The organism is Paenibacillus zeisoli, assembly GCF_003994465.1.
Lineage (GTDB): Bacteria > Bacillota > Bacilli > Paenibacillales > Paenibacillaceae > Fontibacillus > Fontibacillus zeisoli.
Window position 1 is genome coordinate 189,462 of sequence record NZ_RZNX01000003.1, and the last position, 23,591, is coordinate 213,052.

Sequence of the window (23,591 nt, forward strand, 5' to 3'; positions counted from 1 at the left end):
TTAATGCGCCACTGTCTCGCGCAAAACCTCCTGTATAGTGGTCATGCCCTGCAGCACTTTATCGAAGCCGTCATCCATCAGATCGACCATGCCCTGTTCACGCGCAGCCTGACGAAGCTCCTCAACTGAAGCTGAGCTTGTAATCATCTTGCGAAACTGATCGTTAATAGGCAGAACTTCATGGATCGCCAGCCTACCCCGGTATCCGGTCTGATTGCAGTTCCCGCAGCCTTTGCCGCGGTACAGCTTCTGAACTTCCCTACCATGATTGTGCAGCAGGATCGTCTCCTGCTCGGTAGGAGTATAAGTGGTTCTGCATTCGGGACAAATCCGGCGAACCAAACGCTGTGCCACAACCCCGAGCAGCGATGAAGCGATAAGATAAGGCTCAATATCCATATCCCGCAGCCGGGTAAGGGTGCTGATGGCATCATTCGTATGGAGGGTGGAGAGCACGAGATGACCTGTCAATGAAGCACGAATGGCAATCTCCGCCGTCTCGTTATCCCGAATCTCACCAACCATCACAATGTTAGGGTCCTGACGAAGAATCGAGCGCAGTCCCGCTGCAAAAGTCAGTCCAATCGCGGGATTCACATGCACCTGATTAATCCCTTCTAGCTGGTATTCCACCGGGTCTTCAACTGTAATAATGTTCGAACTCTCATTATTCAGGTGATTCAGTGCCGAGTATAAGGTCGTTGTCTTACCACTGCCTGTCGGCCCGGTAATCAGAAGAATCCCGTAAGGTTTCTCGATCATATCCTTGAAGACTTCCATATCCCGGTCACTAAAGCCCAGGTGATCAATCGACTTCACCCCGGTGCTCAAATCCAGCAGCCGGAGCACAATCTTCTCTCCATGAATGGTAGGGAGCGAGGACACCCGGATATCCACCATCTTAAGATCGAACTGAAGCTTCATGCGTCCATCCTGTGGGAGACGACGCTCTGCAATGTTCAGCTTGGCCATAATCTTAAGTCTTGCAGTAATAAAGCCCTGCATCTGCTTCGGAATCACCCGTTCGGTTCTAAGCAGACCATCAATCCGGTAGCGGATCGCCAGATTGTTCTCGCCCGGGTCCACATGAATATCCGATGCTTTCAAATGGACCGCCTGCTGAATCATCTGATTCACCAGACGAACGATTGGCGAGCTCTCATCCGTGATTTCGGTCTCTTCAATCTCTTCCTGGGTGGGCAGCTCCCCCATCATCTGACTCATGGAGTCGCGCAGGCCATAATGCCGCGCAATAGCTCGCTGCAGCTCATCCCGCGTTGAAATTGCCGGTTCGATCCGGAATCCCGTCGTCATTCGCAGATCCTCAATTGCGAAATAATCCAACGGATCCGCCATGGCAACCATCAGCTTGCCGCCTTCCTTCATAAAAGGGAGCACTTGATAGCGCTTGGCCATACTCTCCGGAATGATCTGGGTCAGGGCCGGATCAATCTGATATTTAAATAGATTCACGTGAGGAATACCCAGCTGGAATTCCAGCACCTCTATTAGTTGCTGTTCTGTAATGTAGCCCTGGGAGATTAACAGATCACCCAGACGGCGCTTCGTCTTACGCTGTTCCTTCAGAGCCTCCTGAAGCTGCTCTTCAGAGATAACTCCATGCTCTACTAGCAAATCTCCCAATCTCTTCTTCACCAAGGCCATGTCCCATTCAACTCCAAGGATGTATTCTTTCACACTTCTGTCTAAAGACTGAGTTCCGACCGATTCGACAAGTTAAAGAGCAAAAATTCCATTATATTCTAAAGCGAAAAATAAGAAAATAGCCTTAATCACTATGACTGGTAAAAGGAGGGAAATATCGTACTAAATAAGTCCCAGGAAAGTCCAATTTTCCCTATTAAAAATCCTCCTGCTATGGTACATTATCCTAAAGAAATATATAACATATGCCTAGTAGGTTTACAATATTTTTACAGTAATATCGGGAAAAATATTATTTTTTAGAAGAAACATTAGGAGTGATAGGTTCATGAGAAGAAGTGGGACTTTAGCACTGTTTTTGATTTTAGGTTTATTCCTGACCCTTGTGATTGTAAAAGTAAGTGCTGATAATCCTGCACCTTATCCGCTCAGAATTCTGGAGATCCGGGATAACACAGAGTCTTCGGAACTATCTAATGTGGTAAAAAGTCTTTCCGGTATGGATTTAACCATCAAAAATGTCGACACCATTCGCATGAAGAAATTTGTTGCTATGAGGGATGAGCTGGATGGCAAATACGATGCGATCTATATTGGATCGGGGGCTTACAGTACGAAAGGGGTACAGACATTTACCTCACTTAACTCCGGACAGGCCAATGCCCATAATACAACCGATCTGATGAATGACATTACCATGCTTAAAGCCAACGCCATTATACAGAAATACATCAACAAGGGTCTTCTGGTCATTGTAAATAATGATGTCCTAACTCAAAGTCCGCAAGGAAATCTATATAAAACTTTCTCGCCATACAGCACTTCAGCTGGGGCCAGGAGCAACGTGATCTTTGTAAATACCACGGATGTGACAAATACTGGTGCTAGTTCATTATCCGCCAAGCTTAACAAGACACCCTACTCCACAATGCTTAAACAGCGACCGCAGATTAAGGTGAGCTCCCGGCCCGTCGATTACAGCACCGATCAGACCAAAGTTTTCACTACCGGGGATAAGCTGACCTTTACCTTCAACGCTAACAATATCACTGACTTCAGGAATCGCATTATCAACGCGAACTTATATATGGGTGTGGACAGTGTTCTAAAGATGGATGAGAACCAGCTGGTGGCCTCTGTGCCAGTCACCTCATCTTCAGGCCAAATCACGTATGAGCTGCCCAAAGCTTATTCCGGGCTTCTCTATTGGAGACTTGAGCTAATTGATCAGGCCACTAAACTGAATAGTTACGAAACTGGGACGATTCAGTATCAGGATGAGAAGACCGTTGTCCGGGTTCTTCAGGTTCTGCCTTCCGACAATATGAACAGCAGTTTGTTGACGACCACTAATATGAATCAGGAATATTTGAATAATAAGAATTTTAGCTACAATAAAGGCATTTATGATATTCAGATCAAGACCATGAAGATTGACGAGTTTAACAGCAGCGGTTATCTGGCCCTGAACGGCGATTATGACATGCTTATTTTCGGCTTTAGAGATGAGTACAACCGCTATGCAGCTATAAGTTCTAATGCTGCTGCAGCAGTCAAGAAGTTCATCTCTACTGGACAAGCTGTGATGTTCACACATGATACGATCTTTGAGGATCCGAATACAGGTAACCTCAACTGGAAGAATTGGAGAGATTATTTCCAGGCGGATACCGGCCAAATTAATCCCAAAACGAATTTGGGGCTCGGGGCACCCAGGACTTCGACTACTACAAAAATTGTTAACGACGGACTGCTCACCCAATATCCATTTTATCTAAGCAAGCCTGGTGCAAGTACACCTCTGGTTAACACAACACACAACCAGTACTTCACGCTGAATCTTGAGGATGAGTCGGTTGTGCCTTGGTATAACATTGCCGGGGGTACGCGGGATGAGCAGGACAGCTGGAATCATTACTACACTTACTCGAAGGGGAATGTCACCTACTCGGGTACAGGACATGCAAATACTAATTTCCCGGATTGGGAACAGAAACTGTTCGTGAACACCATGTACCGTGCATTTATCGGCTCGAATCATGCCCCGCTCATCACCGTATATTCACCGACAGCGAGTTCTATCATCCCTTCTTATCAGAATATCGTAGTCAGCTATGCTGTTAACGACTGGGATCTGAAGGACCGTAATATTACGACGGGGTTTACCTTCAAAATGCCAGATGGAACCCTTAAAGTGATGATGCCTGAGAAGAGCGTCCATAGCGGCACCGTGATTAACATGACCTTTGATAATCCACTTCCGCAGGGCGGGGATATGTCAGTCATAATCACAGCCCGGGACAAGCAGGGTGCCATGGTACAGCAATCCGTACCTGTTAAGATTCAGAAGATTACAGCCAATCTTCAGACGGACCGTACAGTCTCAAACAATGTGGTAAACGGAAAGGTACAGAAGAATTCACCAGTTACCCTGCATTACACGGTCACACCTAAGCCGATTCCTTACTATGCGGAGAAGAATACGATTCAAATCAGCAACATTCGGTTCAACGAGGTACTGCCGCCTAATCTGCAGATCTCCAATATTGCGATGAGTACCACGGCTGGAACCATTACACAGACAGGTACACTAGAAGGCGGCTATACGCTGGCAGGAGGTCTGAATCCAGTAACTTACCGGCTTTCAAGTGACAAGACGACATATATCGCAGATCCGGTATCGTTCGATGTTACCGTGGTTCCAACCAAGAATGGCGTGTACTCCCTAACGAACTCGCTGCTCACCTTCACAGATATCGGGGCTAAGCAGCTGACCACGCTTCCTTTTCAGAGTATTGTCTTTGAGGCGGTCACCTGGCTGACGAAGCTGTCACTGCAGGATACCACCCTGATCGTGGGGGATACCCTCCCGCTCATTGCCAAGTATGAACCGGAAGATGCCACGAACAAGAATTTCGACTGGGTATCTGACAAGCCGGGAGTTGTATCCGTTGACCCGATAACCGGAATTGTCAGTGCGAACAGTGTTGGCGAAGCCCGGATTACGGTCAAAGCGACGGATGGCAGCGGGGTTACGGGTACGGCCAAGGTCACGGTGATTCAGCCGGATCTGATCATCAGCGGCCCTAATACGGTGAACAAAGGTGAACAGATTAACCTGACCGCTTCCCTGCCTCTGGTGAACCAAAAAGTGAATTCCATTACCTGGGTTCCCAAAGAAAATGGACCGAATTATATCGATCTTAATGTGGACTCTGGTGATTCCAGCAAAGCTCTGGTTAAAGGATTGAATTCGGGAACGGTTACTATAGTGGTCACAGCAACTACGGAAAATGAAAGCACGCATGTAATTCGCACTTATACGAAGGAATACCAGGTTACCGTAATCAATCCGCTTCAAGGTCTCCTGATTGAAGGTTCTGATCAGGTGGACATTGGCAGAAGCATCGATCTGAAAGCCATTCTTAACCCGCTCGATGCAGATGACCAGGACAAGCTGGTCTATCGCTGGGAGATCACGGGCAGCAGCGGAGGAACGCTTGCCAGTCTAAGCGGAATAGATATGCAGACAGCTTCCCTGAAAGGTCTGAAGCCGGGAACGATAACGGTTACCGTCACAGCCGGCGGGAAATCTACCAGCAAGGAGATTACCATTAAAGGTCTCCAGTCGCTCGCTTTACCGCCAAAGCTTCAATTGTATGAGAAGGCCAAATATAACCTTATGAATGACTTGTTCCCGCAAGATCTATCGGACGAGATCAAGATCAGCCTAGTCTGGAGCAGCGATAATTCAGCTATTGTGCGTGTTCTTGATCCTAACAGTGGACCGAGCGGGGGCTACATTGAAGCTTTAAGAGCAGGCACGACTAAGGTAAGAGTCTCATATAGCGCTGATCCAAGTGTATATGCCTACATTGAGATAGAAGTGGTTAAAGTGAGCACGGGGGATCGTTATTAACGGTCCCTATCTCCTTTCTCTTCCCATCTGTAACTCAAATTGAAGTCCAAATGCAAAGAACCTCCAAACCCTTGATTAAGAAGGGGTTGGAGGTTCTTTCTGTTCATTAAAGTTAATTTTCCCGATGTATGATATTCAGGTCTCCGACGTTTGATATTCATTCCTCGAGTAGACCAGAGTCACAGCAGGAGCTATTGCAGCGTCAGCTCTCCGAGCCGGATATTGACCCTTTGGACCCGGGGCAGACTTAATTTCTGATCCTCAAATACCTGCGAATTATATGTTACATTGAACCGCTTCAGCTCACCGGCCCCATGCTCATTGAATTCAATATGGTCATTCTGATCAACCGCTGAGCCTACCACTGCATTCACGGTAAGATCGCCTTTGGCGAAGAAACCACCATTAAGCCAGAAGGCAGAGCCAACCCCGTAGAGTTCAGCTGTAGAATCCGTATAGAAGAAGGCATCCAGCGTCTGGGGAGCCGCGTTCTGGAAGGAATCAAATCTCGTTACCAGAATCTCACCTCTAGAGATCAGTACAAGTTCTTTGCCGCCTAATCCGCTTATCGTTGCATCCTGCACCTTTGTCTGGCCCATCACGAACATAGTGGAATCCATATTGACCTTCCCGCTTAGGATCACATTCCCCGTAACAATGATGTTCCCCCGAATATTCATAGCCTCAGCTCTCCCGGAGTTGTCTATGGTCAGGTCGCCGTCTACGATGAACCACTTGCCCGCGTCCTTCTCCTCCGGCTTGTAGGTAAGTGTGCTGTACAGGTTGCCGTCTATCTTAAGACCCTTCTTGAAAATAGCCGATCCGGCCATGCTGCTCATTCTACTTCTTTGATCATTCAGAGTTTGTACATACAAAGCATGCTGGTCGTTATAGCCTTTCAATGCCTTCTCATAGTCGACCATCTTCGCAGCATCTGCCGAATCTGAGGGATAATTCGGCTCGATCCCATCCACCGGTCTCTCCATCATTTCAAAGCGAGCCGAATACTGGCTGATTAGATGGCTGACAAGATCCGCTAAATGGGAGCGGATATCCTGGCGGGTAAGCTCATCCGTATGGCCTGCCCCCTTAATCGCCTCAACGACCTTGTCTACGATCGACTCGTTCACATTAATCTGAACGAACTTCTTGTGGTCCTTGATCTTGATATCCTGCGGCCGCACGTTCGCTCCGAGCACCTGTCCGACCACCCCACCTTTGTTGATATCGATCGATTGATAGGGGACCTCCTGCCCGCCGCTGCGATAGACCAGCGAGTTCAAAGATTGGACCGTAATCTCACTGTTCAGCCCGTTCAAAGGATCGATCACAGAGTAGCCGGTCGTAGGCTGATGCCCTACCTTATTTTTAAATACATACTCCGCTACATTACTGAGCATCAGCTTGTCCCCCGCATAGATATTACCTCTAATATAGGGGGCCCCATTAAAGATTACATTACTTTCCGATCCCATGGCATACTTCAGGAAATCAGGATAAGTATCGATCGTCACTTCCTGCTTCAGCTTGCGTACAACGCCGTTAACTTCAGCTTGTACGGTGATACGCAGCTTATAGTTGGTATTAGAGGGCCCTGAGCTGCCCAAGTATTCAATATTCAGAATCTTAGCATTGGCAGTGGCAACTATCCCATTATCGTTCAGCCCCGTACTTACCGCCTTATTCTCAGGATTGATCTTACTGAGAACTGCGTTAATCGTACTTACAAGATCTTCAGGACGGATATCGTTATACTGCTCCAATTCGGTAGTAATTGCAGCCACAGCTTCATCAATGGATTTCTGGGCCAAATGGAGACTTTGCACATCACTTTCCCGCGTTTCGGTCCTTTGGGCGCCGCCAAGGGTCGCACTAAGCACACCCATCCCGAGAATCGTGAGCACCAGAACAATGAATAGAACCATAACCAGCGCGGAACCGCGCTCTTCCTGCACCCGCTTCATCTCTTGCCTCCTAGAATCCGAATTTACTTTCAAGTGTGAGCTTGTAGGTCTCACCGCCATAATCCTGTCCTAGTACAAGCTTGATATTAATCAAGCCGCTCTCGCAGGGGAGACTCGGACGGCAGGTATTATCATCCAGGGTAATCACTGAATTCTGCCGGTCTACAGCCGGGGTCCCCTCCGGGTCTACCAGCACACTGGACTGGATGCCAATCTTCCCCGCCTCTTTAGCCTGCGGGTTTGTGGTGGCGGACGCCGCACCCTCGCTTACGGCACCCTGTATTAATCCGTTGGTAGCCACCGGGTCATTTTCCCCTCCAGTTACTCCCGCCGCTCCTGTTGTTCCATCGACTTCACTGGTTCCATCCGTCACCAGCGTCCCGGCGGCTGCCGTAGATGCCGTGTTCTCATCCGCCGTTAGATCTCTAATATACAAGGCATTATTCTGAATTGTAATCTTCCGTTCCTTCACCTTACTACTGCCATCGGAGTCAATATCATCCTTCTGGAGAATGATCCCCGTTCCATCGGCTCCATCCCTGATTACGCGGTCAGGGGCAAAGGTATATAAATTCGTAATGATGGAGGACATTAGAATATCAGCCTCGTCACGCATGGAGTTCTCTACACTGATCTTGTGATAGCTCTTGAAACCAAAGACAGCAACCGAGTAGATCATACCCAGCACGACGGCCAGCAGGGACAACGCGGCAATGAGTTCGATTAAAGTAACCCCTTCATCCTTCTTCAGACGCTTAACGAATGGTCTCATCTGTAATATAGCCCTCCACGACTGTCTCGTTCGCTCTGCTTCCATTGTCACCCGGACCTTGCACCGTTACCTTGACAGGCAGTAGATACTTAGCCGAATTTTTCTTGGTCTCATCTGTGGAATGCAGCATGTCCTCATGCAAATTCCTCTGATACTGGATCGACACGCTATACTGAATTCCGTTAACCGTAGGGCTCAACACTCCCCTTACAACATCCTCATCCGCACTTAACAAGCTGGCAGGTTCACTGCAATCCTGAACCGGGCTTTCCGGTTTCTTCTTACATTTCAAGCTATCGGTATCTTCGAAATATCCTGACAGCACGCTGAAACTTTGCTTCTCCATATAGAATAGGGCGTTGCGTGCCAGATTGACCATAATCGTCTTGTTCTGATTCTTTTTGGAATACGAGAGAGAGCTCGTGAAATAAGAAGACAGCACCAACGCAACAATCGATAGAATCGTAATGGCAGCCAGCACTTCAATTAGTGAAAATCCATCTTCCTTACTCCCCTGCTGCTTCACCACGATCTCCACCTTCTTCTAAAGACCTATAACTTACTAAAAAATACCTAGAATATCTCATATTTTCATTATATCATCGCATTCCCTTGCAGCAATCCCTATACTTCGTTAATTGGCGCAAAATATGACAAAAACCGACCTCTCTGGAGAGAGGCCGGTTGCTCAATTAGTCTATTCATCTTTAACTCGCTAAGCCGAGCCAGCCATGCAGCTCAATGCTCCAACGCACGTATCCGCTCAGGTGTTAAACCCTGTCAAAGACTTCTTCAAATCTTCTGCCAGGCGCTCCAGCTGCACAGAGAGCGCAACCAGCTGTTCGCTGACCTTGAACTGCTCTGATGACATGGAGGCCACCTGCTCGGTAGACGCGCTGGTCTCTTCTACCACTGCGCTGACACTGGATATGGAATCACCCAGAATATACTGGGATTCACTGAGCTCTTTCACAGACTCCGAGGAGTTCTCAATATGCTTGTAGAATTGCTCCATCTCCTCTCGCACACTGGTGAAGAAGGAAGAGGCTTCGCGTACTGATTCCAGCTGTTCATCGAACAGCGGCGAGACTTTATTCAGCACCTCAACTGTATTCTCAATATCCTGCTGAATTTGCTCGGTAATATTCGATACAGACTGAATGGACTCGTTCGACTGCTGCGCAAGACTGCGGATCTCATCCGCGATGATGCTGAACCCACGGCCTGCTGCACCTGCTCTTGCTGCTTCAATAGATGCATTCAACGACAGGATATTCGTCTGTTTGGTCATTTCGATCATTGGAGCCAGAATACTTTGGATGGAAGCAGTGCTTTTCGTCAGTTTGGCCGAATTCTCCTGGATCAGGTCCGTCATCTGGGAAGCAGCCCCAGTCTTGTCAACCAGTTCTCTCATATACTCCGTTCCCTGAACACTAACCGCAATGGCCCGGTCTGCGGACTCGCCCATTGAGGTATTGGCCACATTCACCTTGTCCATCTTGACGCCAATATCCTCGGCAATTTGACTTTCCCTGTCGGCTTCGACCGCAAGGCTTGAGGCTCCCTGGGCAATTTCTTGGGTAGCTGCAGCAATTTCCCCGGCCGCCTGTGAGGTGCTCTTCGATGCCGAAGCCAGCGCCTCAGCTGTGCCCAGCACCTTAAGTGCAGTGGCATTCGTCTGTTCGACCAAATCCGAAATCCGGGTCATCATACGGTTAAAGGCTTGTCCCACCCGGCCAATTTCATCATTGCTCTTAAATTTGGCACGCACCTGAAGGTTCCCGTTCTCCCCTTCTTCCATAAGCTTGGACAATTTGCTGAGCGGCTTCCCGACCATCCGAATCATGTAATATCCAATGAATAGTGCAAGGATAATCGCTACCACAATAACAATGAAAGTAATGGTCAGCAGACGGTCAGCCGCACTTAGGAAGTCGCTTGTTGGAGCGTATCCCATAAGCGTCCATCCCGAGGTCGCAAGCGGCTGGAACACGACGAGATTCTCTACGTTCTGCTCATTGTTGGCCGTGAACGACCGGTCCTTCCCTTTGAGCTGAGCCGGACTTATTTTGACAAAAGACTCTTTCTCCAGCAGCTTACTGTCCTTCGCATGTACAATCTGGTTGCCTGCGGTCACCAGCCTCACTTCACCGGAGTTACCGATCTTCAGGTTGGACAGAATCGTTCCAAGCGAGGATTCTTTAATTTCAATTAACAGGATATATTCAGCTTCCGGATGCTGCATATTCTTAAGCAGTCTGCCCATGGTGAACTCTGGAACACTTGTAGCTCCAAAAAATCCTTTGTTCAGAGTAGGAATCCATACCGGCTCCCCATCCGCTTCTTTGATCTGCTTCATTCTAGCTTCAATAGCCTCATCGGTTCTAACCCCGGCTATCCCAGATTGAAAGGAAGATGTACTGCCTTTGGTACTAGAGATCAACTTCACACTGTTCAGCCGGTCATCAGAGCCTGTGAAGGCGTCCAATCTTCGCTTGATCCGATCCTCCGCCTGTGTTCTCTCTACAATACCAAGCTCCGGTAAATTAACCGTCACCAAGTCCGCTCTGAGAATCGGATCCACTGCGAGCTGACGCGATGCAGCCTCATACTGGCTGAAGAGGAAATCTAACTTATCGGCTGCCTGCTTAATGGCCTCGGAGGACGCCGAGGACACCTGCTCCTGGATAATTCCCTTAGATACCTGATAAGAGACTAGACCCAGCCCAGCCGACAACACGACAATTGCAATAAATACGATGAGAAAAAGCTTTGTGCCCACCGACTGCCAACCTAACTTAAAACCTGATTTCAAAGTAATCCCACCCTAGTGAATATTCGATATAACCGATATTAATTAACAGAAATTGGTAAGTACTGGTTATAGAAAAAGCACAGTCTCATTGCAGACTGTGCTTCTTCAGCTCTAATCTTTCCTCATAAAGCCAATGCCTCATTCGTCCCGCGTTAATTACCCTTTACTTGCTCCAGACGTCAATCCGTCTACGAGCAGGCGCTGCAGGAAGATGAACAAGATGATAATCGGAATAGCGATGAATACTGAAGCTGCAGCGAACAACGTAAAGTTACTGTTCTGGCTCGTATTTACAATATCCCAGAGTCCAACGGCCAGGGTCCAGTTGTCCTTGGTCCGCAGGATCAGACGGGCAAAGATAAAGTCCACCCATGGTCCAACAAATTGGGTCAGAGCCATATACGTCAGCATCGGCCGGGACAGCGGCAAAATAATTTTGCGGAAGATCATAAAGTTGCTGGCACCGTCAATGCGGGCTGCTTCATCCAACGATCTTGGGATTGTATCGAAAAATCCCTTTGCAATCAGTGTTCCACCGAGAGGAGCACCACAGGCATACACAATAATCAATGCCATATGTGTATCCAATAGGTTGAGCTCTTTGAGCAGCAGGAAGATCGCAATCATACTCATGAAGCCTGGGAACATTCCCAGCACCAGGATAGTAGACAAGGCTGTCTTCCGTGCCCGGAAACGGAACCGGGATACGGCATAACTTGTTAATAAGGTTAGAAGTACACCAAAGATCATAGAGAACAGGGCAATCTTAAGTGTATTCATATACCAATGCGTGAACATAAAGGTATTAGATGTGAATAATTCTCTATAATGTTCCAGTGTAAAGCTTTCAGGAATCAGAGTTTTACTGTATAGAGACTTACCTGGTCTAAAGGAAGCCAGCACCACCCACAAAGCCGGGTACAGCGCACATACAGCCAGGATTACCAGTACGATGTAGCTGACGATCAAGCGCAGCCTGTTTGCAAGTTTACGTCCGATCATTGGATCATATCCTCCTCTTTGAACGATCTCGTCCGGCGGTAGTTATAAATCGAGAAGGAGGCAACAATCACGAATATAATAATGCCGACCGCAGAGGCCATGTTGTTCTTATTCTGATCCAGGGTTAGCTTATACAGCCATGTTACGAGCAGGTCGGTTGAACCTGCGTATTGGTAGTCTCCGTTCACCGGATTACCCGCAGTCAGTAGGTAGATCGCGTTAAAGTTATTAATATTACCAGCGAACTGGGTAATCAAGGTTGGTGCTGTAGTGAAGAGAATCATAGGCAGCGTAACGATCTTGAACTTCTGGAAACCAGTCGCTCCATCCACCTCAGCCGCTTCATACATATCCTTCGGAATCGTCGTTAGTACACCCATAATGAGCAGCATAGATACTGGGATCCCTACCCACATATTAACTACAATAACCGTGACCTTTGCCCAGAATGGATCGGTAAGCCAAGGCAGGCCGCCAAGTCCGAAGTAACCAAAATATTGGTTGATCGGGCCGAATTGGCCGTTGAACAAATTCTTCATTACAAGCAGGGAGATCAGTTGTGGAATCGCGTAAGGAATAATGAGCAGCGTTCTCCACATTCCTTTGAATTTAATACCTTGTTGGCTAACCAGCAAAGCTACCAGCATACCGCCAAAATAGGTTGTAACTGTAGATAAAACGGCCCAAATAATGGTCCAGGTTAGTACCCCGTAGAAGGTATGGCTCCACGTTCCCAAAGAGACCAGATTGGTAAACGTCTCAAATCCTACCCAGTTAACAAGCTTGGCTGGTGGAATATGGTCTGGTGCGGAGTAGTTGGTAAATGCCAGCATGATCATGAAGATAATTGGCATGATCGTGAAGAACAGAATACCGATAGCTGGCAGAACCAGAAATACCTGCGCAAATTTGTAATCCAGAATATATCGAACCGATTGTTTGAAGTTGTTCGGTTTATGTCCAGCGTCTCTCAGGCTGCCAATACGGTTGGCATCCTTAATGTTCATAATGTATGCAATGATAAAAAGAGTCAGGAAGAGCAAAGTAATCAAGCTTTGAATCATGATAATAATCGAGTGGTCACCCTGCACAAGCTTGGAGACCATGATGCCAGAGGCAGACTTAAATTTCACAAATCCAGTAGGTGTATCCCCTAAAGTGGTAATTCCCCAAAATGCAAAACTTAAATAGTTAATGAAGTAAGCAATTCCCAAAACCTCAACCAGCAAGAAGATGGCGCCTTTGATATATTGGCGGTTATATATTTGTCCTAGTCCCAAGCTAAGTATCGACAGTATTGTGGCTCTTGTACGGTGACGATCCATGCCTTCTGTTCTCCTCTCCCGGCGATCGGGGAATGACCCGCCGCTTATGCGGCGGGCCTCATAATGCTTCTATCCCCAATTCACAATCCCAATTATTTCTTAGCGCCGTTGTTCAAATCTTTGATTTGTTGTGCTGCTTTGTCCAAGGTAGCTTTAGGATCTTTACCGTTATCCCAGATTTCAGGAAGAGCGGCGTTAACCGGGCTCCATATGTTACCCATTTCAGGAATGGAAGGCATAGGCTGGGAGCTCTTAGTTTGTTCTGCGAAAGCGGAAATGAATGGATCGTTCTTGATTTGGTCGGACTCAAGAGCTTCATTGTTAGTTGGGATTGAACCTACTTTTTCGTTCAGAAGCAGTTGTGCATCTTTGGAAGAAGCAAATTCAGCGAACAATTTAGATGCATTTGGATATTTCGTATAAGCATTTACGTACCAAGCTTTGATTCCGGCGAAGGAAACCGCTGGTTTGCCGCCAATGCTAGGGATTGGAGCTACGCCCAATTTATCGCCAAGTGCTGTTTTGTATCCGGCAAGTTCCCAAGGACCGTTAATATCCATTGCCACGTCGCCAGAGTTAAACAAGCTGCGTTTGATGTCCGGTGTAATGTCACCGCTCTTAACAGGAAGAATAGCTTTCAGGCTTTGATATACTTTCAGGCCTTCAATCGCACCTGGACTGTTGATACCGATATCGTCTTTGTCTGTACCGTCTTTACCGAAGATGTATCCACCAGTAGTTGCGATGAACGGATAGTTGAAGTACATGTTGCCTGTTTCCCACATGATTCCGTATTTCTTCTTGGCTTTGTCAGTAAACGTTTTACCGAAGGCCAGAACATCATCGAAAGTCTTAGGAGCATCCTTCACAAGAGATTTATTGTAGTAGAGCGCATAAGTCTCAGCGGCTCTAGGATATCCGTAGAGAACGTCGTTGTAAGTAACACCTTTGATCGAGCTTTCTGTGTTGTTCTTAGCTGTCTCTTCTGCAAACAGGTCGTTCGGGAGAACCAGGTTAGCACTTGCTGCTCTACCCAAGTTATCGTGAGGGAAGATGACTACGTCAGCGGCAAGACCGGAAGGACCGTCTTGAGTCAATTTGGTTACTTGGTCTGTTGGAGCTACTTCTTCAACTTTAACAGGAACATTGTATTTAGCTGTGAATTGCTTTGCAATTTCATCAGTGAACGATCTTTCATCTTTACTTTCCCAAATGACAAGCTTGGCACCATCTTCAGGTTTCACTTCTGTAGTAGCGGCAGTTGTCTCTGTAGTCTTTGCAGTGCCGGAGTCAGCTGGCGTCTGTACTTGCTCGGAAGCCTTCTGAGGTCCACAAGCCGTAATGGATACAGCCATGGAGAACGCTGCAAGCAAAACCGCTAATTTCTTGATTTTCATAAAATAACCCTCCCATTTTTAGCGAACAGTTTACAGGAAATGATCAGCGCAAACGTTTCCGCAAAACTTGAAGCAAGCTGTTTTTTTCGCCTGTCTTTCTATCTGATTTAGCAAGCTTGTGGATTGGAAGCGCTTAATTCCTGAAATCATCATACATCAGACCACGTTCATTGCAAAAACGTTTGCATTGCTCAAATAAGTCCGAATTTAACCATTTTACTGAATAAACATCCACTTTTCTCCCTATATCGCAATATCGCTTTAGTTTTTCGTACATTTAACCTATTAATAAATCCATCATTTGGAGCATACAACTATGAAGAATTTCGAGCTTTTAGACCCAAAATTGTCACATTCCTTATCTTCCTTTCATTTGTACATGTTTACCACCCTTTAAATGCATTTATTGGTGCAAAGGTTTGAATGATTCTTGATAAATCTTGTTGTTTAACAATATATGGACATGCTATAATCCTGAGCAATGAAAGAAGCATCCCTTTAATCCGGGATATGCTATCTTCTTTCACAACAAAAAGGCAATGTTACCTGCAAGGTACAACCTCGCTCGATTTTATAGAGACAGGGTGTGCCTTTTTTGCACATCCTCACAAAATTCAAGGAGGAATTAAAATGTTACTGGAAGCTGTCTATCACCGACCAAAGCTGAACTGGGCCTACGCCTACGACAAGGAAACTATTCACCTCCGAATCCGGACCAAGAAAAATGACCTGTCTCACGTATATGCTTGGGCAGGTGATAAGTATGCATGGGATCGTACAAGAGAGCTTGTGCCGATGCGTGTTATGGCCTCAGACGAGATGTTTGATTACTGGGAATGCAATGTGAAGCCTCCCTACCGCCGACTGAAATACGGATTCCTGCTGCAAAAGGGCAGTGAGAAGCTATGGATGACCGAATACGAGTTCACTCCGGACATGCCCACCAACCCGGATCGCTTGTTTGAAATTCCATACATAAATCCGGTCGATGTCTACACGCCACCAGCTTGGGTGAAGGATGCCGTGTTCTATCAGATCTTCCCAGAGCGCTTTGCGAATGGGGACACAAGCAATGATCCCGAAGGAACACTTCCATGGGGCGGCAAGCCCGAGCGGGATAACTTCTTTGGAGGGGACCTCCAAGGGGTCATCGACCATCTGGATCATTTGACTGAGCTGGGGGTCAATGCCATCTACTTCACGCCGCTATTTGCAGCCACTACGAACCACAAATATGATACTGAGGACTATTTGAAGATTGATCCGCAGTTTGGTGATGCTGAAACGCTGAAGAAGCTCGTTAAGCTGTGCCATGACCGGGGTATCCGTATTCTACTGGATGCCGTGTTTAACCACTCGGGCGGTACCTTCGCTCCGTTCCTGGATGTACAAGAGAAAGGCGAAGCGTCCAAGTATAAGGACTGGTTCCATGTGAACAGCTTCCCGCTTGAAGTGAAGGATGGCATTCCTTCCTATGACGCCTTTTCATTTGAAGCGCATATGCCGAAGCTGAACACTGGGCATCCAGAAGTTAAAGAGTACCTGCTAAAAGTTGCTGAGTACTGGATCAAAGAGGTCGGCATTGATGGATGGCGCCTCGATGTAGCCAACGAAGTGGATCAGGGATTCTGGCGCGAGTTCCGCAAAGTGGTCAAGAATGTGAACCCGGATGCCTATATTTTGGGCGAAATCTGGCATGAATCCTCCCCTTGGCTGCAAGGTGATCAGTTCGATGCCGTAATGAACTATCCGTTTACTTTTGCAGTCACCGACTTTATCGTAAATGGAACCCTGGATGCCGGCGGCTTTGCCAGCGCCATTGCCGTACAGCTGTCGAGATATCCGCAGCAGGCGAGCGAGGTTGCCTTCAACCTGATTGACAGCCACGATACTGCGCGTCTATTGACTCTCTGCGACGGGAACAAGGACAAGCTGAAATTGGCTGCCGTATCGCTCTTCACTTACATGGGAACACCATGTATCTATTACGGGGATGAAATCGGCATGGATGGCGGCCCGGATCCGGACTGCCGTAAATGTATGGTATGGGAGCCTGAGCAGCAGGACCGCGAATTGTTCGCCTTTTATCAGCGCCTGATTCAAATCAGAAAGGACCACCCGGCCCTGCGCACTGGCACGATCAAGTTCCTCTCCGCCGGTAAAGGGGAGACGAAGCTGGCTTATGAACGCCGCCTCGGTGACGAGACCGTGATTGTCATGCTGAACAATGACAGTACGATTCAGTCGATTGAAGTGGATGTCTACGAGAATTCATGGAAAGACGAATTCACAGGCAAAGTATGGAACGCCGAGCGCGGCAAGCTGTCCGTGCGGCTTCCGGCTTACGGATTCGCCATTTTATCCGCGAAGTAATATGAAAGGCCGCCGAAAGGCGGCTTTTTTTGTTTGGCGGCACAGGTGGGGGAAAAGCTAGAATTCAGGGGAAAAGTGAAAAATAACCTTAGAAAGGCAACTCTTATAGCTCTTATAAGTTATAATCATCTTACATATTTTCGAACTTCTTCCTATATTAGGGATGGTGATGCCGATGATCATACTCTTCCTTCTGGCTCTCCTGCCTCTAGTCTATGTTTATCTCCGCAAGAAAGAGGACTATCTGGAACTAAAGCGCCCAGCCCGGATAATCGGCTTTATTTCCATTTACCTGGTCATCTGCTTTGCCTGCGCTGTTGTGGTGTTTACTGAAATGGGGATTGTCTATCTGGGCGGTCTGCTCGTGGGTGGAATCCATTTTACAAGCTCATTCTCACTCGTATGGGCAACTACCATGATTATCTTGATTAGTGAAATTGTGCATGTGTTCATTCGAGTTACTACAAGATTGTATACTAAGAAACTCCCTAATTGGCTTATAGAAATATGTACCCTTCCAGTCTCCATGGGGATAATTTTCTTCGTTCCGCGCCTCTTTGATATGAAGGTATCCTGGTTGGCGGCAGTTGTAATAACTGGACTAATATTCATTGCTAACTCTGTAATTAGAGAGAATTAACTTACTTCCACCCATTTGCCCTTTGCTGTGGGAATATGAAACTTTTACCAGACTGGGCGCGTTTAACTAGGTGGAGGCGATCAACATGAAATCGAAACAAATTACTGCAGGTATACTTTCACTCGCTATTGGCTTGACCTCAGCGGGCATGGCCATGGCTGCACCTGCTGCTAACGGAGCGCAATCCGCTGCAAAGACTCAATCTGCTCCGGCCAAGAAAACGGACAAACCAACAGCTCCGGCTCAAAAAGTGACGGACCCTGCCCTAATCAAGAGCTTGAACCATGAGACGGCTATTCCGCTGCTGGTTGATGCAGAGAAAAGATATTTCTACGCGCTTAGCGGAGGAACTGGGACAGGTGGTGAGATGGAGACTTTCACCGAGAATGGCAAGGAATACCGCTACTTATTCGCGGATATTGATACGAAGGACGAATTACTGAAGTACCTGATGAAGAGCTATACGAAGCAGGCGAGTGAATTTTTCATCAAGAAATTCATCATCGTTCACGAAGGACGGCTTGCGCAGCTGAATGCCGATACCGGCAATCTGCTTGAGTTCGGGAGAGCTACGGCCAAGATGATCAGCATGACCCCGACTAAGCGGGTCTATAAGATCAATGTTCCTTTTCCCAAAGAGATTAAGGAAAGTTCCAAGTACATCATGGTGAAGTTCGAGAAGGTCGGCGATTACTGGAGAGTTGATACGGCACCTCAGCTAATCTTCTAAATGCTGCATCACAGCCGAATGGTATCCAATCTTGGGACAAGCTTAGAATAGTTAGTTAATCCAGCCATTATGCCGTATATACCAAGCAAGCCGCAAAGCCCTGCCCTGAATCTTCTGATTCGTGAGCAGGGCTTTCAATTTATACATGCCATGTATCCAGGCGGTTCAATTCTCCCGATCATACATCACCATAACCGAAATCCCCGGAACCCGGACTCTCCCCTCTCTCCCATCCACTACCTCAAGAACAGCAGTCCCGGCGGCTGTGTCGTTAACGACTACACGCCATTGCCCATTGTTGGGCGGCAGGCTAACCTCGCAAGCCTCACTATTTGCGTTATAGATCACAACAATACAGTTCCAGGCATCCTTACAGGCATGGTTATCGATCTGAAAAGAAACCACGTTTCCCTCCGCACGCAGAATCTGCAAATGCTCGTTCACGGCCTCCCGGGTACTCAAGCGGAAGGCGGGATGATCTTGTCGCAGCCGGATCAGCCCTTTGTAGTAGTCAAATACATAACGGAATCTATGCTTGTTCCTCCAGCGAATCCGGTTAATCACATCCGGGCTCTTATAGCTGTTATGATCCCCGAATTTGGTTCTGAGCATCTCATCCCCCGCATGAATCATCGGAATTCCCTGTGAGGTAAGTACAATCGCATTAGCCAGCAGCGTTCGCCTTACTGATTCGTCATGCAGTACATCCGCTCCCTCTCCCACTCCCTTATAAGGCTCCGCTTGGTTCACGGCCTCTTCGATGGAACCTCCGCTGCGCAGGGTACCATCCCGCATCTCAAGCATCCCCATTTCGTGCAAGAGTCCTCGCGCTGCGATTACCTTATCCCAGAGAATATAGTTATCATGGGCAGTTACATAATTGATGGATTCTGCAGGAGAATGGGTGAATGTATCAATGGATCCTTTTACCCCGGCGGCTATATCTCCCTCTGTACCCGGTTCGCCCGTAGCGAATCCCCGGTGCCCTCCATCACTGTCCCCTTTGATTGCGATGCGGAAGTTATCGTTAAATACGCCAAATCCCCGGTGCCGCTGGCTGCCCTTCAAAGTTTTTTTCTCATGTGGCAGGGTGGTTCCGCCCATATCCCAAGGCTCGCCGTAGATAAGAATACCTGGATTAATCTCATGAAGCATCCGTGTCACTTCAGCCATCGTGTCTATGTCGATCAGACCCATGAGGTCTAAGCGAAAGCCATCGACCTGGAATTCCTCCGCCCAGTACCTGACCGAATCCAGAATGTACTTGCGTACCATGGGGCGCTCCGAGGCTAGTTCGTTCCCGACCCCGGTTGCATTGGTATACCTGCCTGTGTCAACGGTACGGTAATAGTAGCCCGGTACGATCTTGTCGAAAGGCCCATCGTCCGTGGAAAATGTATGGTTGTACACCACATCGAGCACAACCCGCATCCCTTGATCATGCAGCGCCTGCACCAGCTCCTTGAACTCCCGGATCCGGCTCACGGGATCACACGGGTTCGAAGAGTAGGACCCTTCCGGAACGTTGTAATTCTGCGGATCATATCCCCAGTTATACTCCGGATTCATCCCGTTCCCTGCTTCGTCAGACAGCTCGTTCACCGTTGCATAATCGCTGCAGGGAAGCAGCTGCACATGGGTGATCCCCAGCTCCTTCAAATGTTCGATCCCGCTCATAAGTCCATCTGATGTAGTGGCGCCCAGCTCGGTAAAAGCTTTGAATTTACCCTTATTCTCCAGTCCTGCGTGATCATCCACCGAGAAATCACGAACATGCAGCTCATAGATCACCGCATCCGTGGGCTGCATCATTAGAGACTTCTCCCCGGGTAACCATCCGGCCGGATTCGACGCAGCCAGATCTATGACTACGGATCTCTGCCCGTTAGCCGTTACGGCCTTCGCATATGGATCGACGGCAGTATGCGAGCTTCCGTCCGCAAAATCCACCTTGTACATATAACATTGCCCCGCCAAATTGCCCCTAACTAATGCAGACCATACTCCGCAGGATGACCGCCTCATGAGCACGGTACTTCGCATGTCGTTGTGATCAGGCACAATACCATCGGTATTATAAATCCCGGCATCATCATATAATAAGAGACTTACCTTGGCTGCCGTAGGTGCCCAAAGCTTGAATTCGCTCTCGTAGGATGTATAAGTAACCCCGAGATCCCGACCCTCATAATAGAATTCAGGCTGCTCCAGAATATGACGCATTGTCACTTTAGCCGGAGAGAAATAGCTGCTCTTCAGTAGATAGGTTCGGGTTACATCGAATTGTTCACGATTCAAAATTTTAATGGTCAGAGAGCAGTCTCCTGTTCTCACTGCGGTTACAGGCACATTTTCCTTCGTTGCCCCATCCAGTAACTGGACAGTCTTCACATCTTCATCCGTAATATATTCACTTGCTACAGCGATTAAAGAATCCGCGGCATCCGCAAGGGCTGAACGAAATTTAGGTGATACATCGGCTTCAGCAGGGTCATAATATACCTGCCTGTCATCTTGAACGAGCCAAATACTAACCTCTTGGCCGCCTTCCGGTATAACTACTCTCCTGGCTGCCTCCTGGTCCGCCCAATCGTTACCGTTCATGCTCCATCTCGTTATGAGCTCAATCCGGGGTTCAGGTAGCTCTATAACCGCCACTGCAAAACCCTTCCCATCCACAGCACGAAATGGATAGCTGCGCCCCTCCTGATGGTCATACCATATCCACAAGTTCCAGCCTTCAAGCTGCTGATCATAGCGGAAGTAGTGAATGTTGTACTTATATCTCATCCCTGTCCCCGGCTGGTCTGCACCTTCTAACCAATCCACGTTGCAATCACATCCTGTCAGTTCCGCGAGGGGTCTTCTGTATGCGCTTTCCGAAAAAAAAGAGTATGTTATGTGGGGGTATCCTCGCCGGAAGAAGTGTTCGTGCTCCCTTATGGATGCACGTCTCATACCAGACGTGAAATCTGCGGCTGCTACAGTGTATGAATCTTGAGTCCGCTTGGTTCGCTGAATCCCTTTCCCTCGGTTGAAAAATTCATGCTGGAACTGCGCTCTATTTACTTTACAATAGCTTTCGATTAAGATTACAATGTAAAAGCAAACGGTTCCACGAAGGAGGTTGCCATGGCTGTAACCATTAAGGATGTTGCCAAGAAGGCCGGAGTTTCACCCTCCACCGTGTCCCGGGTATTATCCAATCACCCCCGAATTAGCACTCAAACCTCCATTAAAGTGAAGGAGATTATGGAGCAGCTCGGTTATCATCCGAACATCATGGCCAAGAGCCTGGTATCGAAGACAACCGAAAGCATCTGCATTATTCTGCCAAAGCCGGCAGAGGAGCTGTTCTCCAACCTGTTCTTTATGGAGCTAATTCGCGGTATTGTCACTCAAGCTAACCGTTCCGGATATGATGTGCTACTCAGTTCAGGCGCGAATGAGAAGGAAGAGGTTGAGGCTGTTGCCCGTCTCTTGAAAGGCCGCCGTGTAGATGGTGCCATTCTTCTGTATTCCCGCAACGATGATCCGGTGATTGAATTTCTGCATGCGAACAATTATCCGTTCGTGATTGTCGGCAGAAGCAATGACCATCCCGATGTCTTGTCTGTTGATACGGACAATGTTCAGGCCGCGTACGATGCAACGAAGCATCTGATCTCTATGGGCCACGAACGTATCGGCTTCGTAAGCGGTCCGCCGAATTTGACGGTCTCTCAAGACCGGATGAAGGGTTATCAGGATGCACTAATCGACGCGGGTCTCGAGATGCGTCCCGAGTGGATTGTTGAAGGAGAATTTCTGCAGGACAGCGGCTATCGTGCTATGTCCTTCATTATGAGCCTTCCGAACCGCCCGACCGCCCTTGTCGTTGTCGATGATATGGTGTCATTCGGAGTTCTGCGGGGTCTACACGAGCTTAACTTCAAAGTACCTGATGATATTTGCCTGGTCAGCTTTAACAACATTACGTTATCAGAGCTGTCCACACCGCCAATCAGCAGTATTGACATTGGCATCTACCATCTGGGCTACACCGCCTCACAAATGCTGATTCAGAACATCCAGAACGGTGAAGATATAACTTATCAGACTCGTCAGATTATTCCGCATCGCTTGATGATACGGGAATCTTCTATGCTGTCACTACCGAAAAGGTGACTTACGGGACACAAATAACTGAAGCTGAAATGCTTCATTTATTTTTAACACTTTGTACAAACGTTTGCGCTATTTAGAGGAGGAATCATTAATGGCATCTATTCAAGCTTGTTTATTCGACCTCGATGGTGTCCTAGTCGACACTGCTAAGTATCACTACCTGGCTTGGAAACGTCTAGCTGAAGAGCTTGGGTTTGTATTTACGGAACAAGATAATGAGCGTCTAAAAGGGGTATCCCGCACTGCATCTCTTGAAATTCTGCTTGAAATTGGCGGAATCAAGCTGGATGACGCAGCCAAGCAGGAGCTCGCTGAACGCAAGAACAACTGGTATGTGGAATCCATTACAAGCATGGACGAAACCGAGATTCTTCCCGGAGCGCTTGAGTTCCTGAAAGAATGCCGCAGCAATGGTCTGAAGGTGGCTCTCGGCTCTGCCAGTAAGAACGCCATGCTGATTCTGAATAATACGGGCCTTACTCCTTACTTCGATGCTATCATTGATGGCACCAAGACAGCCGCTGCCAAGCCAGATCCAGAAGTGTTCGTACTTGGGGCCAAGGAGGTTGGAGTTCCGACCGAGAACTGTGTTGTGTTCGAAGATGCGGAAGCAGGTATTGAAGCTGCGGTGCGCGCAGGAATGCGCAGTGTAGGTATTGGAAGTCCAGATACCCTCAGCCGTGCCAATCTGGTTGTTCCTTCCCTTCAGCAAATGTCTGTAAGCCGGTTGGCTGAACTGTAACAGCCTCCCTGCCTGTGCAGAGTGATTTCCTAGAGAGCTGAGAAGACTAATTAAAACTACTAGTATCTTGTAAAGGAGCC

The 23,591-nt window shown here is 47.8% G+C and carries 15 protein-coding genes; 6 read left to right on the forward strand and 9 right to left on the reverse strand.

Translation table 11 applies throughout. The annotated features are described in order from the left end of the window. Complete coding sequence (locus EJP77_RS09970; protein WP_127199087.1) at positions 1-1,665, reverse strand: GspE/PulE family protein; 1,665 nt, start codon at positions 1,663-1,665, stop codon at positions 1-3. A 328-nt stretch (positions 1,666-1,993) separates the two neighbouring features. On the opposite strand from EJP77_RS09970, the gene EJP77_RS09975 reads away from it, so the two are divergent. Continuing rightward, on the forward strand, positions 1,994-5,584 hold the full coding sequence (locus tag EJP77_RS09975) for a DUF5057 domain-containing protein (RefSeq protein ID WP_127199088.1): 3,591 nt from the start codon (positions 1,994-1,996) through the stop codon (positions 5,582-5,584). Between the two features lie 191 nt (positions 5,585-5,775). Here the strand turns inward: EJP77_RS09975 and EJP77_RS09980 are convergent, their stop codons facing one another. The 7 genes from EJP77_RS09980 to EJP77_RS10010 form a co-directional block, all read right to left on the reverse strand. Then, the gene (locus tag EJP77_RS09980) at positions 5,776-7,548 is read right to left on the reverse strand and encodes a hypothetical protein (protein ID WP_127199089.1); all 1,773 of its coding nucleotides are present in this window, start codon (positions 7,546-7,548) and stop codon (positions 5,776-5,778) included. A 10-nt stretch (positions 7,549-7,558) separates the two neighbouring features. Then, entirely contained in the window at positions 7,559-8,320 is a 762-nt protein-coding gene (locus tag EJP77_RS09985; protein ID WP_185897301.1) for a prepilin-type N-terminal cleavage/methylation domain-containing protein, read from the reverse strand. Continuing rightward, positions 8,304-8,849, reverse strand: a complete 546-nt coding sequence (locus tag EJP77_RS09990; RefSeq protein WP_185897302.1) for a type IV pilus modification PilV family protein — start codon at positions 8,847-8,849, stop codon at positions 8,304-8,306. The genes EJP77_RS09985 and EJP77_RS09990 overlap by 17 nt, the downstream gene beginning before the upstream one ends. Positions 8,850-9,083: 234 nt before the next feature. Further along, complete coding sequence (locus EJP77_RS09995) at positions 9,084-11,135, reverse strand: methyl-accepting chemotaxis protein (RefSeq protein ID WP_246021854.1); 2,052 nt, start codon at positions 11,133-11,135, stop codon at positions 9,084-9,086. 156 nt (positions 11,136-11,291) lie between these two features. Further along, a complete protein-coding gene (locus tag EJP77_RS10000; protein WP_185897303.1) occupies positions 11,292-12,137 on the reverse strand; it encodes a sugar ABC transporter permease in 846 nt (281 codons plus the stop codon). After that, the gene (locus EJP77_RS10005) at positions 12,134-13,462 is read right to left on the reverse strand and encodes a sugar ABC transporter permease (protein ID WP_127199093.1); all 1,329 of its coding nucleotides are present in this window, start codon (positions 13,460-13,462) and stop codon (positions 12,134-12,136) included. The genes EJP77_RS10000 and EJP77_RS10005 overlap by 4 nt, the downstream gene beginning before the upstream one ends. Before the next feature lie 92 nt (positions 13,463-13,554). Next, positions 13,555-14,859 carry a sugar ABC transporter substrate-binding protein gene (locus EJP77_RS10010; protein ID WP_127199094.1) on the reverse strand — a complete coding sequence of 435 codons (1,305 nt, stop codon included), beginning with the start codon at positions 14,857-14,859 and terminating at the stop codon, positions 13,555-13,557. Between the two features lie 630 nt (positions 14,860-15,489). Here EJP77_RS10010 and EJP77_RS10015 point away from each other — a divergent pair. The 3 genes from EJP77_RS10015 to EJP77_RS10025 all read left to right on the forward strand — a co-directional run bounded on the left by EJP77_RS10015 (position 15,490) and on the right by EJP77_RS10025 (position 18,602). Then, a complete protein-coding gene (locus EJP77_RS10015; protein WP_127199095.1) occupies positions 15,490-17,232 on the forward strand; it encodes an alpha-glycosidase in 1,743 nt (580 codons plus the stop codon). Between the two features lie 175 nt (positions 17,233-17,407). After that, positions 17,408-17,872 (forward strand): hypothetical protein, encoded by a 465-nt coding sequence (locus tag EJP77_RS10020; protein ID WP_127199096.1) that lies wholly within the window; start codon positions 17,408-17,410, stop codon positions 17,870-17,872. An 85-nt stretch (positions 17,873-17,957) separates the two neighbouring features. Beyond that, positions 17,958-18,602 carry a DL-endopeptidase inhibitor IseA family protein gene (locus tag EJP77_RS10025; RefSeq protein WP_127199097.1) on the forward strand — a complete coding sequence of 215 codons (645 nt, stop codon included), beginning with the start codon at positions 17,958-17,960 and terminating at the stop codon, positions 18,600-18,602. Between the two features lie 165 nt (positions 18,603-18,767). Here EJP77_RS10025 and pulA read toward each other — a convergent pair whose 3' ends face one another. Further along, a complete protein-coding gene (gene pulA / locus EJP77_RS10030) occupies positions 18,768-21,431 on the reverse strand; it encodes a type I pullulanase (protein WP_185897304.1) in 2,664 nt (887 codons plus the stop codon). A gap of 303 nt (positions 21,432-21,734) precedes the next feature. Here pulA and EJP77_RS10035 point away from each other — a divergent pair, with 303 nt between their 5' ends. Both EJP77_RS10035 and pgmB read left to right on the forward strand, forming a co-directional pair. Next, positions 21,735-22,769, forward strand: coding sequence for a LacI family DNA-binding transcriptional regulator (locus tag EJP77_RS10035; protein ID WP_127199099.1), 1,035 nt, complete (start codon positions 21,735-21,737; stop codon positions 22,767-22,769). Positions 22,770-22,860: 91 nt separating this feature from the next. After that, complete coding sequence (pgmB, locus tag EJP77_RS10040; protein ID WP_127199100.1) at positions 22,861-23,511, forward strand: beta-phosphoglucomutase; 651 nt, start codon at positions 22,861-22,863, stop codon at positions 23,509-23,511. Positions 23,512-23,591: the final 80 nt, after the last annotated feature.

Bases quoted from the DNA above. Each gene is read 5' to 3' on its own strand.
- EJP77_RS09980 (WP_127199089.1), bottom strand. From the start codon at position 7,548: ATGAAGCGGGTGCAGGAAGAGCGCGGTTCCGCGCTGGTTATGGTTCTA.
- EJP77_RS10015 (WP_127199095.1), top strand. From the start codon at position 15,490: ATGTTACTGGAAGCTGTCTATCACCGACCAAAGCTGAACTGGGCCTAC.
- EJP77_RS10020 (WP_127199096.1), top strand. From the start codon at position 17,408: ATGATCATACTCTTCCTTCTGGCTCTCCTGCCTCTAGTCTATGTTTAT.
- EJP77_RS10005 (WP_127199093.1), bottom strand. From the start codon at position 13,462: ATGGATCGTCACCGTACAAGAGCCACAATACTGTCGATACTTAGCTTG.
- EJP77_RS09975 (WP_127199088.1), top strand. From the start codon at position 1,994: ATGAGAAGAAGTGGGACTTTAGCACTGTTTTTGATTTTAGGTTTATTC.
- EJP77_RS09970 (WP_127199087.1), bottom strand. From the start codon at position 1,665: ATGGCCTTGGTGAAGAAGAGATTGGGAGATTTGCTAGTAGAGCATGGA.
- pgmB (WP_127199100.1), top strand. From the start codon at position 22,861: ATGGCATCTATTCAAGCTTGTTTATTCGACCTCGATGGTGTCCTAGTC.
- EJP77_RS09985 (WP_185897301.1), bottom strand. From the start codon at position 8,320: ATGAGACCATTCGTTAAGCGTCTGAAGAAGGATGAAGGGGTTACTTTA.
- EJP77_RS10025 (WP_127199097.1), top strand. From the start codon at position 17,958: ATGAAATCGAAACAAATTACTGCAGGTATACTTTCACTCGCTATTGGC.
- EJP77_RS10035 (WP_127199099.1), top strand. From the start codon at position 21,735: ATGGCTGTAACCATTAAGGATGTTGCCAAGAAGGCCGGAGTTTCACCC.
- EJP77_RS10010 (WP_127199094.1), bottom strand. From the start codon at position 14,859: ATGAAAATCAAGAAATTAGCGGTTTTGCTTGCAGCGTTCTCCATGGCT.
- EJP77_RS10000 (WP_185897303.1), bottom strand. From the start codon at position 12,137: ATGATCGGACGTAAACTTGCAAACAGGCTGCGCTTGATCGTCAGCTAC.